Annotated in this window: 12 protein-coding genes; 10 read left to right on the plus strand and 2 right to left on the minus strand. The window is 58.5% G+C overall.

What is annotated here, in order from left to right:
- Nucleotides 1-19 precede the first annotated feature (19 nt).
- Nucleotides 20-3,145, minus strand: a complete 3,126-nt coding sequence (locus F1529_RS10230; protein WP_155134407.1) for an efflux RND transporter permease subunit — start codon at nt 3,143-3,145, stop codon at nt 20-22.
- A 27-nt stretch (nt 3,146-3,172) separates the two neighbouring features.
- Nucleotides 3,173-4,393, minus strand: coding sequence for an efflux RND transporter periplasmic adaptor subunit (locus F1529_RS10235; RefSeq protein WP_155134410.1), 1,221 nt, complete (start codon nt 4,391-4,393; stop codon nt 3,173-3,175).
- A 176-nt stretch (nt 4,394-4,569) separates the two neighbouring features.
- On the opposite strand from F1529_RS10235, the gene F1529_RS10240 reads away from it, so the two are divergent.
- The 10 genes from F1529_RS10240 (at nt 4,570) to F1529_RS10285 (ending at nt 16,782) form a co-directional block, all read left to right on the plus strand.
- Nucleotides 4,570-5,220, plus strand: a complete 651-nt coding sequence (locus F1529_RS10240; protein ID WP_007149019.1) for a TetR family transcriptional regulator — start codon at nt 4,570-4,572, stop codon at nt 5,218-5,220.
- A 334-nt stretch (nt 5,221-5,554) separates the two neighbouring features.
- Nucleotides 5,555-7,234 carry a long-chain fatty acid--CoA ligase gene (locus F1529_RS10245; protein WP_155134413.1) on the plus strand — a complete coding sequence of 560 codons (1,680 nt, stop codon included), beginning with the start codon at nt 5,555-5,557 and terminating at the stop codon, nt 7,232-7,234.
- 219 nt (nt 7,235-7,453) lie between these two features.
- Nucleotides 7,454-8,317: a branched-chain amino acid ABC transporter permease gene (locus F1529_RS10250; RefSeq protein ID WP_155134416.1), complete on the plus strand. Its 864-nt coding sequence runs from the start codon at nt 7,454-7,456 to the stop codon at nt 8,315-8,317.
- A complete protein-coding gene (locus tag F1529_RS10255) occupies nt 8,317-9,381 on the plus strand; it encodes a branched-chain amino acid ABC transporter permease (protein WP_155134419.1) in 1,065 nt (354 codons plus the stop codon). The genes F1529_RS10250 and F1529_RS10255 overlap by 1 nt, the downstream gene beginning before the upstream one ends.
- Nucleotides 9,374-10,141, plus strand: coding sequence for an ABC transporter ATP-binding protein (locus tag F1529_RS10260; protein ID WP_007149647.1), 768 nt, complete (start codon nt 9,374-9,376; stop codon nt 10,139-10,141). Before F1529_RS10255 ends, F1529_RS10260 begins: the two co-directional genes overlap by 8 nt.
- Complete coding sequence (locus F1529_RS10265; RefSeq protein ID WP_155134422.1) at nt 10,128-10,835, plus strand: ABC transporter ATP-binding protein; 708 nt, start codon at nt 10,128-10,130, stop codon at nt 10,833-10,835. Before F1529_RS10260 ends, F1529_RS10265 begins: the two co-directional genes overlap by 14 nt.
- A 92-nt stretch (nt 10,836-10,927) precedes the next feature.
- Nucleotides 10,928-12,112, plus strand: coding sequence for an ABC transporter substrate-binding protein (locus F1529_RS10270; protein WP_155134425.1), 1,185 nt, complete (start codon nt 10,928-10,930; stop codon nt 12,110-12,112).
- 212 nt (nt 12,113-12,324) lie between these two features.
- Complete coding sequence (locus F1529_RS10275; RefSeq protein ID WP_155134428.1) at nt 12,325-14,412, plus strand: 3-hydroxyacyl-CoA dehydrogenase NAD-binding domain-containing protein; 2,088 nt, start codon at nt 12,325-12,327, stop codon at nt 14,410-14,412.
- 18 nt (nt 14,413-14,430) lie between these two features.
- Nucleotides 14,431-15,627: an acyl-CoA dehydrogenase family protein gene (locus F1529_RS10280; RefSeq protein WP_155134431.1), complete on the plus strand. Its 1,197-nt coding sequence runs from the start codon at nt 14,431-14,433 to the stop codon at nt 15,625-15,627.
- A 12-nt stretch (nt 15,628-15,639) separates the two neighbouring features.
- Nucleotides 15,640-16,782, plus strand: coding sequence for an acyl-CoA dehydrogenase family protein (locus F1529_RS10285; protein WP_155134434.1), 1,143 nt, complete (start codon nt 15,640-15,642; stop codon nt 16,780-16,782).
- Nucleotides 16,783-16,798: the final 16 nt, after the last annotated feature.

The raw sequence follows: 16,798 nt of genomic DNA on the forward strand, positions 1-16,798 counted from the left end.
AGGGTTACTCCGCTTGGACTTACTCTTTGCCTTTCTTCTTGCCGTCGAGGGGCACGCCGGACAATTTGCGCACCGCCACGTAGAACAACGGAATGAAGAAGATGGCGAGGACGGTGGCGGTGAGCATGCCGCCGAATACCCCGGTGCCGATGGCGTTTCGGGCGCCGGCGCCGGCGCCGGTACTGATCATCAGCGGGGTTACACCGAGCATGAAGGCCAGTGAGGTCATCAAAATCGGGCGTAGCCGCATGCGTACCGCTTCCAGTGTGGCCTTGAGCAAGTGCTCGCCTTTCTGCTCCAGCTCCAGCGCGAATTCCGCAATCAGAATGGCGTTTTTTGCCGAGAGCCCGATGGTGGTCAACAGCCCCACCTGGAAGAAGACGTCGTTGTTCAGGTCACGGAAGGTGGCAGCCAGTACCGCACCCAAAATACCCAGTGGCACCACCAGCATGACCGCGAACGGGATGGACCAGCTTTCGTACAGGGCGGCCAGACAGAGGAATACCACCAGCAGGGAGATGATGTACAAGGCCGGGGCCTGGTCACCGGACTGACGCTCCTGATAAGACATGCCGGTCCATTCGAAACCGAAGCCGGCGGGCAGCTTGGCAGACAGTTCTTCCATGGCATCCATGGCGTCACCGGTACTGTAGCCGGGTGCCGCGTTGCCCTGGATGTTCACCGAGGATACGCCGTTGTAACGCTCCAGCTTGGGCGAGCCATAGGTCCAGTGGCCGGTGGCGAAGGTCGAGAAGGGCACCATTTCGCCCTGGTTATTACGCACGAACCAGTCGTTGACGTTTTCGGGCAGCATCCGGTAGGGCGCATCGGCTTGTACATACACCCGTTTCACCCGGCCCCGGTCCACGAAGTTGTTCACGTAGCTGGAGCCCCAGGCAATCTGCAGGGTGTTGTTGATGTCACTGATGGACAGGCCCAGCGCCTTGGCTTTCTGCTGGTCAATGTCGATCTGGTATTGCGGGCTGTCTTCCAGGCCGTTGGGGCGCACACCGGCCAGGCGCGGATCCTGGGCGGCCATGCCGAGCATCTGGTTACGCGCCTGAATCAAGGCCTCATGGCCCTGGCCGGACTGGTCCAGCAGCTGGAAATCGAAGCCGCTGGCATTGCCCAGTTCGGGAATCGAAGGCGGATTCAGGGCAAACATCATGGCTTCACGGATGGTCGAGAAGTAGCCCATGGCGCGGCCAACTACATTATTGGCACCGTCCACGGACAGGTCCCGTTCCGACCAGTCTTTCAGGTTCACGAACGCCATGCCGGCGTTCTGGCCCTGGCCGGTGAAACTGAAACCGGCCACGGTGAACAGGCCATCCACGGCAGAGGACTCTTCGTTGAGATAGTAGTCCTCCATCTTTTTCAGCACGTCTACGGTCTGTTCCTGAGTGGAACCGGCGGGCAGGGTCACCAGGGTGAACAGGATCCCTTGATCTTCTTCCGGCAGGAAACTGGACGGCAACCGCATAAAGCTGAAGCCGAGCACGCCGACGATGACCACATAGATGAACAGGTAACGCCCCCGGCGGCCGAGGATCTTTTCCACGCTGCCCTGGTAACGGCGAGTGCCACGGTCGAAGGTGCGGTTGAACCAGCCAAAGAAGCCGTGATCGGTCTGGTGCTCGCTGTCCTTGGCCTTGAGCATGGTGGCACACAATGCCGGGGTCAGGATCATGGCCACCAGCACGGACAGCACCATGGCCGACACGATGGTGATGGAGAACTGGCGGTAAATGGCACCGGTGGACCCGGGGAAGAAGGCCATGGGAATGAATACCGCCGACAGCACCAGGGCAATACCCACCAGGGCGCCAGTGATCTGGCCCATGGATTTGCGGGTGGCCTCCTTGGGCGGGAGGCCTTCCTCGTGCATCACCCGTTCCACGTTTTCCACCACCACGATGGCGTCATCCACCAGCAGGCCAATGGCCAGCACCATGCCGAACATGGTCAGGGTGTTGATGGAGAAGCCGAAGGCAGCCAGCACGGCGAAGGTGCCCAGCAATACCACCGGCACCGCCAGGGTGGGGATCAGGGTGGCGCGGAAGTTCTGCAGGAACAGGTACATCACCAGGAAGACCAGGATGATGGCCTCGAACAGGGTGTGCACCACTTCCTCGATGGAGATGCTCACGAAGGGCGTGGTGTCGTAGGGGAACACCATTTCCATCTTGTCGGGGAAGTAGGGTTCCAGCTCTGCCAGACGGGCACGCAGGGCCTCGGCGGTGTCCAGGGCATTGGCGCCGGTGGCCAGGTTGATGGCCAGGCCGGCGGCGGGCTGGCCGTTATAGCGGCCCTGCACATCGTAGTTCTGGGCCGCCAGTTCCACCCGGGCCACGTCTTTCAGGAAGACTTGAGAGCCATCCGGGTTCACTTTCAGCAGGATGTTCTTGAACTGGTCCACATCCTCCAGACGGGTCTGGGCAATGATGGTGGCGTTCAGTTGCTGGCCTTCCACGGCCGGCGCGCCGCCCAGCTGGCCACTGGCCACCTGATTGTTCTGCACCTGGATGGTCTGGGTGATGTCCTGGGGAGTCAGATCAAACTTGTTCAGTTTGTTCGGGTCCAGCCAGATACGCATGGCGTAGGGGGAGCCGAACAACTGGATCTGGCCCACGCCCGGTACGCGGCTGACCGGGTCCTGGACGTTGGAGGCAATATAATCGGCCAGGTCTGCCCGTGACAGGCTGCCATCCTCGGAGGTGAAGGCCGCCACCATGAGGAAGGAGTCAGAGGATTTGGTGACCTGCATGCCCTGCTGCTGTACTTCCTGGGGCAGCAGCGGGGTCGCCAGTTGCAGTTTGTTCTGCACCTGTACCTGGGCGATATCCGGGTCGGTGCCGGGGGCGAAGGTCAGGTTCACCGCGGCGTTACCGAAGGAGTCACTGCTGGAGCTCATGTACAGCAGGTTGTCGATCCCGTTCATTTGCTGCTCGATCACCTGGGTGACCGAGTCTTCCACGGTTTTCGCCGAGGCGCCGGGGTAGTTACCGGCAATGGACACCTGTGGTGGCGCAACGGTGGGGTACTGCTCAATGGGCAGGGTGTAAATGGCCAGGGCACCGGCCATCATCATGATGATGGCGATAACCCAGGCGAAAATTGGACGGTCAATAAAAAATCTGGCCATGGGAATCCCGTTTCTCGTCGTTGCGCGTTATTGCGCTGCGCTTTGTGCCTCGCCGGTGCTCTCGGCGGGGGACTGGGGCTGTGCTTGCTGGGCGGCTTCGCCTGTGTTGTCGCCATTCTCGGTGTCTACCGGAGTGACCGGGGCGCCGGGCTGAATACGCTGCAGGCCGTCAACAATCAGGCGGTCACCATGTTTCAGGCCGCTGGCAATCAGCCATTGGCTGCCTACCGCCCGCTCCGTACTGACCTTCACCCTTTTCACTTGATCATTGCTGTCGATCAGCATGGCATAGGCCTGGCCTGTGGGATCGCGGGTGATGCCTTTCTGGGGCACCAGAATGGCGTCCTCGCGCTGGCCTTCCGGCAGGCGACCGCGCACAAACATACCGGGCAGCAGATCGCTTTCCGGGTTCGGGAACAGGGCGCGCAATGTCACTGAACCGGTGCTCTCATCCACGGCAAATTCGGAAAATTGCAGAACGCCGGGTTCCTGGTAATGAGAACCGTCTTCCAGAATCAGGGTGATGCGGGCTTCATCCTCGCTGACTTGCTGCAGCTCGCCGGCTTGCATGGCCTGACGAAGCTGGCGCAGCTCATTGCTGGACTGGGTCAGATCCACGTAGATCGGATCCAGCTGACGAATGGTGGCCAGCGTGTTGGCCTGATTCGCTGTGACCAGGGCACCTGCGGTGACGCTGGAGCGACCAATGCGGCCACTGATGGGCGCTTCGATGGTGGCGTAGTCCAGGTTGATCTGGGCACTTTGCAGGTTGGCGCGAGCGGCTGCCACAGCGGCCTTGTTCTCATCCAGCTGGGCCTGCGCTTCGTCGTACTCCTGCTGGCTCACCGCTTTGTAATCCAGCAATTTCTTGAAGCGCTTGGCGCGCAGGTCGTTGGACTTCAACGTTGCCTGGGAGCGTGCCAGCTCGGCCTTGGCTGTGGCCACGGCGGCCTGATAGGTGCGCGAGTCGATCTTGTACAGCGGTTGGCCGGCTTCCACTTCCTGGCCTTCCTCGAACAAGCGCTTCTCGATGACGCCGCTGACCTGGGGCCGCACTTCGGCAATCTGATGCGCAGTGGTTCGCCCGGGTAACTCCCGATTCAGGGTGATGGTTTCGGCTTTTACCGTGACGAAACCGGCTTTGGGGGCCTGCTGTTGTTGTTGACCGGGCTGGCCGGCATCGCCGCAGCCGCTAAGTTGCAGGACGAGTGCGCCTGCCATCAGGGGGAGAATGAAACCGCTGCGCATAATCACCTCAGTGCTTGGAAACACGCTAAAGCACGCCACAGGCCGGTCCCGTGCAGACGGACCAGTGACGCTTGCATGAAAATTGAATCAGGTTCAGTATATACATTCGACAATGTATGTATAGGCCTGTAGGCCAACTTGCACAAAAAAACCTTAATTCCATTTGGGAGCCTCCTATGGTCAGGCGCACCAAGGCAGAAGCGATGGAAACCCGTACCCGGATTCTGGATGCGGCTGAGCAGGTATTCCACCGCAAGGGTGTGTTGTCCGCCTCATTGAATGATATTGCCAGTGAGGCGGGCGTGACACGAGGGGCAATTTACTGGCACTTCAAGAACAAACATGATGTGTTTGTGGCCATGGCGGACCGTCGGCGCTTGCCCTTTGAGGCCCTGGCCCAAAGGGCGGAGGCGAATGACGAAATGGATCCGTTGGGCCGTCTGCGCGAGTTTATGGTCTATTTGTTGCAGCAAGTGGCACGGGATCCGTCACAGCGGCGGGTATTCGAGATCATGTTCCAGAAGTGCGAATTCAGTGGTGAGAACCTGGATCTGCTGCATCGTCAGCAGGATGCGTGCAATGACGCGTCTGACGGGCTGGCCACCACGTTCCGCAATGCCATGGCCAGAGGGCAGTTGCCTGCCGGGTTAGACGTTAGTCGTGCGGTGACCATGCTGCACAGCCTGCTAACCGGGCTGATTATGCACTGGCTGCTGGAGCCGTCGGGCTTTGATCTGGCGGAGTCCGCGCCGGATTATGTGGATACCTTTCTGTTCAGCCTGCAGCATTCCCCCTTCCTGCTCGGCGGGGCTGAAGCCCCGGCCTGACGGGGCGTGGTGCCACGCTTTCCCACCAATAAAATACTTGTCCGAATTTCCGATAGCCGGTGTGTGCCTTGGGCATACCCGGTGGTATGTTCTTGGTCCTCCTCCCTGCCTTCCCGCTTTTCCCCTTTGTTATATTTGTTTTCAAAAAACAAAACGTAGTTCCAAAATAGTATTGACGCTCTCCGTGGGCCGTGTCAGATTGACCGGCGAGTCAACACTTTGTATTCACCGATAAGCAGGCTGCGCTAGCCGGATCTTGTCGGTTTTGCCCGCTTTTTCCGGGCATCAACAATAAAAGCAGCTCGGCAAGGGCTGCAGTTCGGGAGAGTAAGACATGTCTGATCGGCATCATGCGGTCTGGCCAGAGAATATGCCCAAGCATCTGAGCCTGCCGCAGACCAGCCTCTATACCAATCTGGAGGTGTCTGCACTGCGTTACCCACAGCGGGACGCGATCAACTATTACGACAGCCCCCTCACGTTTGCCCAGTTGAAGCAGCAGGTGGATGCCCTGGCGGGCTACCTGCAATCACTGGGGGTGGAAAAGGGCGACCGGGTGCTGCTGTTCATGCAGAACGCCCCCCAGTTCATTATCAGTTACTACGCGATCCTGCGGGCCAACGCCATTGTGGTGCCGGTGAACCCCATGAACCGGGCGGCGGAGCTGGAGCACTATCTGGAGGATACCGAAGCCTCGGTGGCGATTTGCGGTCAGGAGTTGCTGGCGGCGATTGCGCCGGTGGTGGGCAAGGTGAATCTGCGCCACCTGATTGTGGCGGCTTACAGCGATTACATCGTCCGTGACACGGACCTGCCCCTGCCGCCGGAGGTGGAAGCGCCTGCTGCTGCGCTGACCGATCCGGCACACCTGGCCTGGAAGGACGTTATCGCCGCTGACAGGCAACCCAGCGAATTGCTGGTCGGGCCGGATGATCTGGCGGTCTTCCCCTATAGCTCGGGGACCACCGGTGCACCCAAGGGTTGCATGCATACCCATGCGTCGGTGATGGCTACCTGTGTGCAGGGGGCGGTGTGGAGCCATGGCACCACCGAGTCTGTCACCCTGGCCACGCTGCCGTACTTCCATGTGACCGGCATGCAAGGCTCCATGAATTCGCCCATCTATGGTGGTTCGCTGATTGTGTTGATGACCCGTTGGGACCGCCGGGTGGCGGCCAAACTGATCGAGCGCTACAAGGTGAGCCGCTGGGTGAACATTGTCACCATGGCCATCGATCTGCTGTCCGATCCGGAAGTGGAAAACTACGAGCTGTCGTCGCTGGAAAATATCGGTGGCGGCGGGGCAGCCATGCCGGCGGCGGTGTCCGATAAACTTTTCAAGCTTACCGGCCTGCGTTATATGGAAGGCTACGGCCTGTCCGAAACCATTGCCGGCACTCACATCAATCCCACCGACCGTCCCAAGTCCCAGTGTCTGGGGATCCCGGTGTTTGATATCGATTCGCGCATCATTGATGTGGAAACCGGCAAAGAGCTGGCGCAGGGCGAAGTGGGTGAGATCATTACCCACGGCCCGCAGGTGTTTCAGGGTTACTGGAAACGTCCGCAGGAGACACAGAAGGTTTTTCTGGAGCTGGATGGCAAACGCTTCTTCCGCACCGGAGACCTGGGGTACATCGACGAAGAGGGCTACTTCTTCATCGTCGACCGGGTCAAACGCATGATCAATGCGTCCGGTTTCAAGGTGTGGCCGGCGGAGGTGGAAAGCCTGATGTACCGCCACCCGGCGATCCAGGAAAGCTGCGTGATTTCCGCACCGCACGAACGCCGTGGTGAAACGGTGAAAGCCTGTGTGGTACTGCGCGATGACATGAAAGGCACGCTCACCGAGCAGGCCGTCATCGATTGGTGCAAAGAGGAAATGGCGGCCTACAAGGTGCCGCATGTGGTGGAGTTCCGCGATGAACTGCCCCGTTCGCCCACCGGCAAGGTGATGTGGCGGGCCCTGCAGGAGCAGGAGTGGGCCGGCCATGAGGAACAGCAGGCATCGTAGATGACTGCACCCGGGAGCGTCTGGATTCAGGTGCTCCCTTGCGACCTGTCTAATGGTGGGCAGGCCGAGTCAGCTCCAGCATAAACAAATAAGCGGAAGCGCTACTCCGCGGAGCTGAATAACAACGCAAAACGAGAAACCGGTGCCTTACGTGGTCTGTAACCGCGAGGGAATGGCGGCATGTCGCCGGCGGGTTTCTCCCAAACAGGAGGCTTTGCCTTGGAACTGTTCTTTCAACAAGTGCTCAATGGCCTGACGCTGGGCAGCATCTACGGGCTGGTCGCCCTGGGGCTGACGCTGGTGTATGGCATTCTGCACGTACCGAATTTTGCTCACGGGGCGCTGTATATGGTCGGCGCCTATGTCTCGTATATCACCATGGTCGACTTCGGTGTGAACTACTGGGTGGCCATGCTGTTGGCTGCTGTAGCGGTGGCGGCGCTGGCGGTTCTGTGCGAACGGCTGGTGTTCAACCCGTTACGCGATGCGCCCCCGATTCACGACAAAATTGCGGCTATCGGCATCATGCTGTTTCTGGAAGCGCTGGTGCAGATGCAGTGGGGCGCCGAGTTCCGCCGCATGCCGACCCCCTATACCGAGATTCTGGATATTGCCGGCATGACCATTCCGGCTCAGCGGGTGCTGATTATTGCCGGTGCGTTTTCACTGATGGCGGTACTGCATCTGTTCCTGAGGAAAACCATGACTGGCTCCACCATCGTGGCCATGGCCCAGAATCGTGAAGGCGCCTTTCTGGTCGGCATTGATGCCAACCGGGTGGCGATGATGACCTTTGCCATTTCCGGGGCGCTGGCCGCGGTGGGTGCGACCCTGTTTGCGCCGATCAACCTGGTCTACCCGGCCATGGGGCATCTGCTGATCATGAAAGCGTTTGTGATCATCATCCTCGGTGGCATGGGCTCCATTCCCGGTGCCATTGTTGGCGGCCTGATCATCGGCTTTGCCGAAGCGTTCGGTGGCTTTTATATCTCCACCGATTACAAGGACATCATCGCGTTTGCGCTGCTCGTGGTGATTCTCTCCATCAAGCCGACTGGCCTGTTCAGCAAGGGGGTCCACTGATGAACGCCCTGACCAAGATTTCCAATTTTTTCATGACCCCGGCGATGAAGATCGTAATGATCGTGGCGGCGTTGCTGTTCCCCTTTGTGGCGGGCAACGAGTACCAGATCTACGTGATGGCACTGGCGTTTGTCTGGGCCATTGCCGTGTACGGCATGAACATCATCACCGGCCTGTGTGGTCAGTTGAATCTGGCCCACGGTGGTTTCTTTGCCATCGGGGCCTACACCCTGGCGATTCTCACTGTGGATAATGGCTGGGCTTTCTGGCCGGCGTTTATCGCGGCAGGGGCCGTGGGCGCTATCCTCGGTTTTCTGGTGGGGGTGATCTCCCTGCGCCTGAAAGAACACTACTTCGCCATCTTCACCCTGTGCGTGGGCTTTATCATTTATCTGTTGCTGGATAAGTGGGAAGAGCTGACCCACGGTGCTCTGGGGATTATCAATATTCCTGCGCCGAGTGGCTTCGGGCTGGTGGACTTCACCGAGACCACCCCGTTCTATTACCTGGCGTTGGCGTTCATGGTGCTGTCCATCTGGCTGGCATCGCGGATCGCGCATTCCCTGTTGGGGCGGACCTTCCTGGCCATTCGTATCAGTGATGATCTGGCGGCGTCGCTGGGGATCAACCTGATGCGTAACAAGGTGCTGGCGTTTGTGCTGTCTACAACCTACGCCAGTGTGGCGGGTGCGCTGTATGCCGGCATGGTGCGTTTCATCGGCCCGGCGGAAGCCGAGGTGACACACACCTTCGACATGATTACCTACCTGTTGGTCGGTGGCATTGGCACCCTGATGGGCCCGCTGCTGGGCACCCTGGCAATTACCTGGCTGACCCAGTCACTGCAGTTCCTGGAAGAGTACCGGATGATCGTGTTCGGGCCGATGCTGGTGGTGCTGGTGATCTTCTTCCCGAAAGGGGTAGTGGGTTCCTTCCTGTCCTGGCGCGGTCGTCGCCTTGCGGCGGCGCACGATGCCAGCCAAACGAAAGAGAAGGCGGCCAGCAATACGTCGTCCAACAAGTCCTCGGCAGCATCCACGCAGGAGGCCGGTAACCATGCTTAAGATTCATAACCTTACCAAGCGTTTCGGTGGGCTGGCGGCGGTCAATAACGTCAGCATCGAATTCGAAGCCAACAAGATCAACGCCATCATCGGTCCCAATGGGGCAGGCAAGAGCACCTTCTTCAATCTGGTGGCCGGTGCCATGGCGCCCACCGAAGGGCGTATCGAATACCAGGGCATGGACATTACCGGCATGGCCTGTGATCGCATTGCCCGGCTGGGCATTGCGCGCACTTTCCAGACCACCATGCTGTTCGATCAGTCCACGGTGCTGGACAACCTGATTGTGGGGCACCGTCTGCGCACCCAGTCCCGCCTTTGGGATGTGATCATCAATTCCAAACGCCTGCGTGATGAAGAGAAAAAGTGTCGTGCCCGGGCGCAGGAAGTGCTGGATTTTGTCGGCCTGTCTCACATCGGTCACCGCATTACGGCGGATATCAGCCAGGAAGAAAAAAAGCGCGTGGCGTTTGCCCTAGCGCTGGCCACAGATCCTGAGCTGGTATTGCTGGATGAGCCTGCAGGCGGGATCAACCCGGAAGAAACTGAAAATCTGGCGGCCCTGATTCGCAAGATGGTGGATCACGGTGTCACCGTCTGCCTGATTGAACACAAGATGGACATGATCATGAGCCTGGCGGACAAGATCATGGTGATCGACCATGGCGAAAAAATTGCCGAAGGCACGCCGGATGAAGTCAAAAACAATCCGTTGGTGATCGAAGCCTATCTGGGGAGTGATGAAGATGCTGCAGCTTAAAAACGTGGAAGCCCGTTACGGCAGCTTCAAGGCGCTGGAGCAGGTCTCCATGTCGGTGGCGCAGGGCGAACTGGTGGTGCTGCTGGGCGCCAATGGCGCAGGCAAGAGTACCTTGTTCAATACCATCAGCGGCCTGATCAAGCCATCGGCGGGCACCATCACCCTGGATGGCACCGATGTCACCGGCCTGAAGCCGTCGGGGCTGGTGCAGAATGGGGTGGTGCAGTGCCCGGAAGGGCGCAAGCTGTTCCCGGAAATGTCGGTATTGAAAAACCTGATGCTGGGCGCCTATGTACATCGCCGCAACAAGGCGGCCATTAAAAAGACACTGGAAGACGTGCTGGCACTGTTTCCGATTCTTGATGAAAAGAAGGATCAGTCTGCTGGGTCTCTCAGCGGTGGCCAGCAGCAAATGGTCGCCATCGGGCGCGCCATGATGGGCCGGCCCAAGCTGCTGTTGCTGGACGAGCCCTCGTTGGGTTTGGCGCCACTGGTGGTCAAGCAGATGTTTGAAACCATCAAGGGCATCAACGAGCAGGGCACCACGGTTTTGCTGGCGGAGCAGAATGCGTTCGCCGCACTCAAGATTGCCCACCGTGCCTATGTGATCGAAAACGGTCGCCTGGTCATGGAGGGTGATAAAGACGCAATGCTGGGTAACGAAGCTATTCGCAAAGCCTATATCGGCGCGTAATCGTTATCCGGTAGCAGCGTGTGCGCTACAACATAATCAATTGCTACAACACAAGACTCACGGTTTGAGCAAAACAACAACGGGAGAGTTTCATGGGTAACGGAAAACAGACTCTGGTTAATCGCTTTCGTCGCTTGGCCTGCGCCAGCGCAATCGCCCTGGCAGCCACAGGCGCGCAGGCGGCAGAAGAGGTCAATATCGGTTTCACCGGGCCTTTGAGTGGTGGTGCGGCGTTATACGGCCAGAACACCCTGGAAGGTTTGCAGATGGCTGCAAAGGAAATCAACGAAGCGGGTGGTTTCACCGTGGGTGGCGAGACCTACGAGATCAACCTGGTGTCGCTGGATGACAAGTATTCGCCCAGTCAGGCAGCGGTGAACGGCAAGCGGTTGGTGCAGCAGTACAATGCGCCGGTGATTTTTACTCCGCACTCCGGCGGGACCTTTGCGCTGCAAGCGTTCAACGAACGCGATGGTTTTGTGGTGATGTCGTACACCTCGGTGCCCACGGTGACGGAGAAAGGCAATGAGCTGACCGTACGGATTCCGCCCACCTTTACCGGTTACATGAAGCCGTTTACCAAAATCGCCATGAAGGAAAACGGCAAGAAAGTGGCCGTGGCCAACGCCACCCACGACTATGCCAAATACTGGACCAAAGCCTTTGTTCCCACCTGGGAAGCCATGGGCGGCACAGTGGTGGCGGATAACCCGATGGACTACAACAAATCCGCTGATTTCTACACCGGTGTGAGCAAGGTGCTGGCGGAGAAGCCGGATGTGATGTTCATTGGTGGTGCGTCCGAGCCCACTGCGCTGGTGGCGAAACAGGCCCGTGAATTGGGTTTCAAGGGTGGTTTCGTGATTATGGACCAGGCCAAGATGGGTGAAATGTCCAAGATCATCGGTGGCTATAAAATGCTGGAAGGGTCCGTGGGCGTGGTGCCGCTGACACTTTATGAAGAGCCGGGTGCCAAGGCGTTTGTGGCCAAGTATCACAAGCAGAACGCGGAGAAGGACCCTACCACTGAAGTGGCCTATAACTACTTCGCTCTGCACACAGTGGTTCAGGCCATGCAGGAAGCCGGTACCGTTGAAGATGCCGAGGCAATTCGTGGTGCTTTCAGCGCGGCGCTGAAGAGCCTGAAGCCGGAGAATAACCCTTACGGCGTGACGGCAATTGATGACAAGGGCGGCATGATGGCTGATCCGAATATCGCGACCGTGAAAAATGGCGAAGTGGTATTGCAGCGTATGTCTGAAGTGCTGGCTGAATAAGCCGTTATCACGAAAGCGGGGCGCCAGGCGCCCCGTTTTTCGGTCCTTTTCTAATAATGAAATTATATTCCGAAATAATTGAAACCCGCTTGTCTTTGCTTATACTGGTATGAATCTGATCCTTTCGAGTGCGGCCCGTTAACAGGGCTGGCGCTGCCTTTTACGCCGTACCGGCGATGCAGACTGGAAAGGACGTCCTGAGGAGAGTCGTAATGAGTAACCCGGTCAGCCTCAGTCGCGATAGCGACATTGGCGTTATCCGCATCAATTATCCCCCGGTCAATGCGCTGGGCCATGGCGTACGTGAAGGCCTGCAGCAATGCCTGCGTGACGCGCTGGCAGATGAACAGATTCGGGCGGTGGTGGTGATCGGTGAAGGCAAAACCTTCCCGGCCGGTGCCGATATCCGTGAATTCGGCAAGCCCCCCCAGCAGCCGGCATTGCCGGCGGTCATTGACGAATACGAAGCCAGCGACAAGCTGGTAGTAGCGGCCATCCACGGCACTGCGTTGGGTGGTGGTCTTGAAGTGGCGCTGGGCTGTGACTATCGGGTGGCGCTGGACAGCGCACGGCTGGGCCTGCCGGAAGTGAAGCTGGGGTTGCTACCCGGTGCCGGTGGTACCCAGCGTTTACCGCGCCTGGTGGGCGCGCAAAAAGCGCTGGAAATGGTCGTCGGGGGTAACCCGGTGAAAGCCAAAGAGGCCCTGTCACTGGGGTTGGTCGATGAGATGGTCAGCGGTGATCTGCTGGACGGCGCGCTGGCGTATACCCGTCAATTACTGGTCGATAACGCCCCCTTGAGAAAACTCCGTGATCTGGCTGTGCCGGATGCACAGGACGGTTTGTTCGACCAGTTCGAGCAATCCATCGCCCGTAAACAGCGCGGTTTCAAGGCGCCATTCTCTTGCATCAAGGCGGTGAAAGCGGCGGTGGAGTTGCCGTTCGACAAAGGCGTGGAGCGCGAGCGTGAGCTGTTCTTCGAATTGCTGGTGTCCCCGGAATCGGCGGCCCAGCGTCACGTGTTCTTCGCCGAGCGTGAAGTGGCCAAGGTACCAGGCCTGGACAAGAACACCCCCAAACGTGAGATCAATCAGGTGGCGGTGATCGGTGCCGGAACCATGGGTGGCGGTATCGCCATGAACTTTGCCAATGCCGGCATTCCCGTGCGCCTTCTGGAAGTGAAGGAAGATGCGCTGGAGCGCGGTGTGGCGGTGATTCGCAAGAACTACGAAAACACCGCCAAAAAAGGCCGTATCACCGATGAGCAGGTGGAACAGCGCATGGCGCTGATTCAGCCCACCTTGAGCTACGATGATTTGAGTGATGTGGACCTGGTGATTGAAGCCGTGTTCGAGAACATGGATGTGAAAGAAGCCGTGTTCAGCGAACTGGATCGGGTGTGCAAGCCCGGTGCCATTCTCGCCACCAATACATCCACGCTGGACGTGGATCGTATCGCCAGCTTCACGCAGCGTCCGGAAGATGTCATGGGCATGCATTTCTTCAGCCCTGCCAATGTCATGAAGTTGCTGGAAAATGTCCGCGGTGAGAAAACCTCTGATGAGGTGATCGCCACGGTGATGGACCTGAGCCGCCGGATTGGTAAGGTCGGTGTGCTGGTCGGCGTGTGCCACGGCTTTGTGGGCAACCGTATGTTGCATCGCCGTCAGGCGGAAGCGGTACAGTTGGTCAATGAAGGCGCCAGCCCCCAGCAGGTGGACAAGGTATTGTTCGACCTGGGCTTTCCCATGGGGCCGTTCGCCATGTCTGACCTGGCGGGCATGGATGTGGGTTACCGCATTCGTGAAGAGCTGCGCAAGGAAGATCCGGCCAATGGTCCGGCACGTAACTGGACTGACGAGCTGGTGGAAGCGGGGCGTCTGGGCCAGAAAACCCAGGCCGGCGTATTTGACTATAAAGACGGCGATCGTACCCCTGTACCTTCAACTGCTGTGGACGGCATTATTGAACAATACCGCAGCAATAACGGCATCACCCCGCGTGAGATCAGCGACCAGGAAATTCTGGAGCGTTGCATGTACGTGATGGTGAACGAAGGCGCCAAAATCCTGGAAGAAGGTATCGCTGCCCGTCCACTGGATGTGGACGTCATCTGGATCTACGGCTACGGCTTCCCGGTGTACCGGGGTGGCGTGCTGTTCTGGGCAGATCAGGTGGGTGTAAAAGCCATCTTCGAAAAAGTGAACGAGATCTATCAACAAACCGGCTCGGATGTCTGGAAGCCTGCCAAGCTGCTTAGCGATCTGGCAGAGCAGGGCAAGGGCTTCTACAGCAAATAAGCATTAGCTGAGGTAATCATGGATATTAACTTTACCCCGGAAGAACTGGCGTTTCGTGATGAAGTGCGCGTCTTCCTGGATACCAAGCTGCCGAAAGAAATCGCCAGCAAAGTGAAGAACGGCCAGCATCTGAGCAAAGACGACACCGTGCGCTGGCAGAAAATTCTCAATGAACAGGGCTGGATGGCCCTGCACTGGCCGAAAGAGCATGGTGGCACGGGCTGGTCGCCGATTCAGAAGCACATTTTTGAAGAAGAATGCGCAGAGTACGGTGCCCCGAGTGTGTTGCCGTTCGGTGTGAACATGGTGGCGCCGGTGATCATCAAGTTCGGTACCGAAGAGCAAAAGCAGAAGTACCTGCCGCCCATCCTCAACAGTGATGTGTGGTGGTGCCAGGGTTACTCCGAGCCGGGCGCCGGTTCTGACCTGGCCGGCCTGAAAACCAAGGCGGTGCGCGAAGGCGATCATTACGTGGTCACCGGCCAGAAGACCTGGACTACCCTGGGCCAGCATGCCGACTGGATTTTCTGTCTGGTACGCACTGACCCCAGCGCCAAAAAACAGGAAGGCATTTCTTTCCTGCTGATCGACATGAAAACGCCGGGCATCACGGTGCGCCCGCTGATCACCCTGGACGGCGAGCACGAAGTCAACGAAGTGTTCTTCGATGAAGTGAAAGTACCGGTAGAAAACCTGGTGGGTGAAGAGAACAAGGGCTGGACCTGTGCCAAGTACCTGCTGACCTTCGAGCGTACCGGTATCGCCGGTGTGGGCCAGTCCAAGGCAGCCCTCAAGCACCTGAAAGAGGTGGCGCGCAAGGTACAGCAGAACGGTAAGCCGCTGATTGACGATCCGCTGTTCCGCAACCGTTTGGCCGATGTGGAAATGGAGCTGATGGCGCTGGAAATGACCAACCTGCGTACTGTGGCTGCGGCCCAGGCCGGTGGTGTTCCCGGTGCAGAAAGTTCTTTCCTGAAAATCATGGGTACCGAACTGCGTCAGGAAATTACCGACCTGTTCCGCCGTGCCGCAGGCCCTTACGCCCAGCCGTTCCTGCCGGAAAGTTTCGAGGCGGATTATGACGGTGAACCGGTTGGCCCGGCATTCGCCAACACGGTATCCACCAAGTACTTCAATATGCGCAAGCTGTCGATCTTCGGCGGTTCCAATGAAATTCAGAAGAACATCATCGCCAAGATGATTCTCGGTCTGTAAGGAGTATTGAGCATGGATTTTAAACTGAGCGACGAACAGCGCATGCTCGAAGAAACCGTGGGCCGCTTGGTTCGCGATGGTTATCCCTTCGACGTACGCGAAAAAGCCCGCACCAGTGAGCTGGGGTATTCCGCTGAAATGTGGCAGCAGTTTGCCGAGCTTGGCCTGTTGGGCGTGCCGTTCTCCGAAGACTTTGGTGGCTTCAACGGCGGCGGCCCGGAACTGATGGTCGTGGCCGAAGGCTTTGGCCGCGGCCTGGTGCTGGAACCCTATCTGGCCACAGTGGTATTGAGCGGGACCCTGATCAATTCACTGGGCAGTGATGCGCAGAAAGAAAAACTGATCAGTGCGATTGTTGGTGGTGAGTTGCGTCTGGCACTGGCGGCTTACGAGCCGGAAGGCCGTTACGACCACACCCACGTGGCAGCCACCGCAGAGAAAAGCGGTGATGGCTACAGCCTGACGGGTAACAAGGCCGTGGTGCTCCACGGTGACAGCGCCGACCAGCTGGTGGTGATTGCCCGTACCGGCGGTAATGGCACGGACCGTGATGGTTTGTCTGCGTTTATCGTGGATGCCAACGCCGACGGTGTCAGCCGTCGCGGTTACGAAACCATCGACGGGCTGCGCGCGGCGGAAATCACCTTTAATAATGCGGCGGCGGAATTGCTGGGCGAGGAAGGCAAGGCCATCGATGCGCTGGAAGCATCCCTGGCGCTGGGCATTGTTGCCCTGTGCGCAGAAGCCACCGGTGCCATGGAAGTGGCCTGTGATCAGACGTTGGCCTATATCAAGGAACGCCAGCAGTTTGGTGTGGCCATTGGCAAGTTCCAGGCGCTGCAGCATCGCATGGTGGAAATGCGTATGGAGCTGGAAAAGGCTCGCTCCATGACCATCTTTGCGGCCTGTTCTCTGGACGCTCCGGCCCAGGTTTGCGCCAAGCGTGTGGCCGCCGCCAAGGCGATTATCGGCAAGTCCGGTCGCAAGGTGGCGGAAGAAGCCATCCAGTTGCATGGCGGCATGGGCATGATGGAAGAAACCGCAGTGGCCCATTACGCCAAGCGGATTGTGCTCATTGATCACCAGCTGGGTGATCTGGGTTACCACATGCAGCAGCTGGAAAGCTTGCTGGATGTGGATGACGATGCAGCATAAGTAGACGAAAAAGGGC

The organism is Alcanivorax sp. VBW004 (assembly GCF_009718865.1).
In the GTDB taxonomy this organism is placed as follows: Bacteria; Pseudomonadota; Gammaproteobacteria; order Pseudomonadales; family Alcanivoracaceae; genus Alcanivorax.

Bases quoted from the DNA above. Each gene is read 5' to 3' on its own strand.
- F1529_RS10280 (WP_155134431.1), top strand. From the start codon at position 14,431: ATGGATATTAACTTTACCCCGGAAGAACTGGCGTTTCGTGATGAAGTG.
- F1529_RS10230 (WP_155134407.1), bottom strand. From the start codon at position 3,145: ATGGCCAGATTTTTTATTGACCGTCCAATTTTCGCCTGGGTTATCGCC.
- F1529_RS10245 (WP_155134413.1), top strand. From the start codon at position 5,555: ATGTCTGATCGGCATCATGCGGTCTGGCCAGAGAATATGCCCAAGCAT.
- F1529_RS10260 (WP_007149647.1), top strand. From the start codon at position 9,374: ATGCTTAAGATTCATAACCTTACCAAGCGTTTCGGTGGGCTGGCGGCG.
- F1529_RS10255 (WP_155134419.1), top strand. From the start codon at position 8,317: ATGAACGCCCTGACCAAGATTTCCAATTTTTTCATGACCCCGGCGATG.
- F1529_RS10285 (WP_155134434.1), top strand. From the start codon at position 15,640: ATGGATTTTAAACTGAGCGACGAACAGCGCATGCTCGAAGAAACCGTG.
- F1529_RS10235 (WP_155134410.1), bottom strand. From the start codon at position 4,393: ATGCGCAGCGGTTTCATTCTCCCCCTGATGGCAGGCGCACTCGTCCTG.
- F1529_RS10240 (WP_007149019.1), top strand. From the start codon at position 4,570: ATGGTCAGGCGCACCAAGGCAGAAGCGATGGAAACCCGTACCCGGATT.
- F1529_RS10275 (WP_155134428.1), top strand. From the start codon at position 12,325: ATGAGTAACCCGGTCAGCCTCAGTCGCGATAGCGACATTGGCGTTATC.
- F1529_RS10270 (WP_155134425.1), top strand. From the start codon at position 10,928: ATGGGTAACGGAAAACAGACTCTGGTTAATCGCTTTCGTCGCTTGGCC.
- F1529_RS10265 (WP_155134422.1), top strand. From the start codon at position 10,128: ATGCTGCAGCTTAAAAACGTGGAAGCCCGTTACGGCAGCTTCAAGGCG.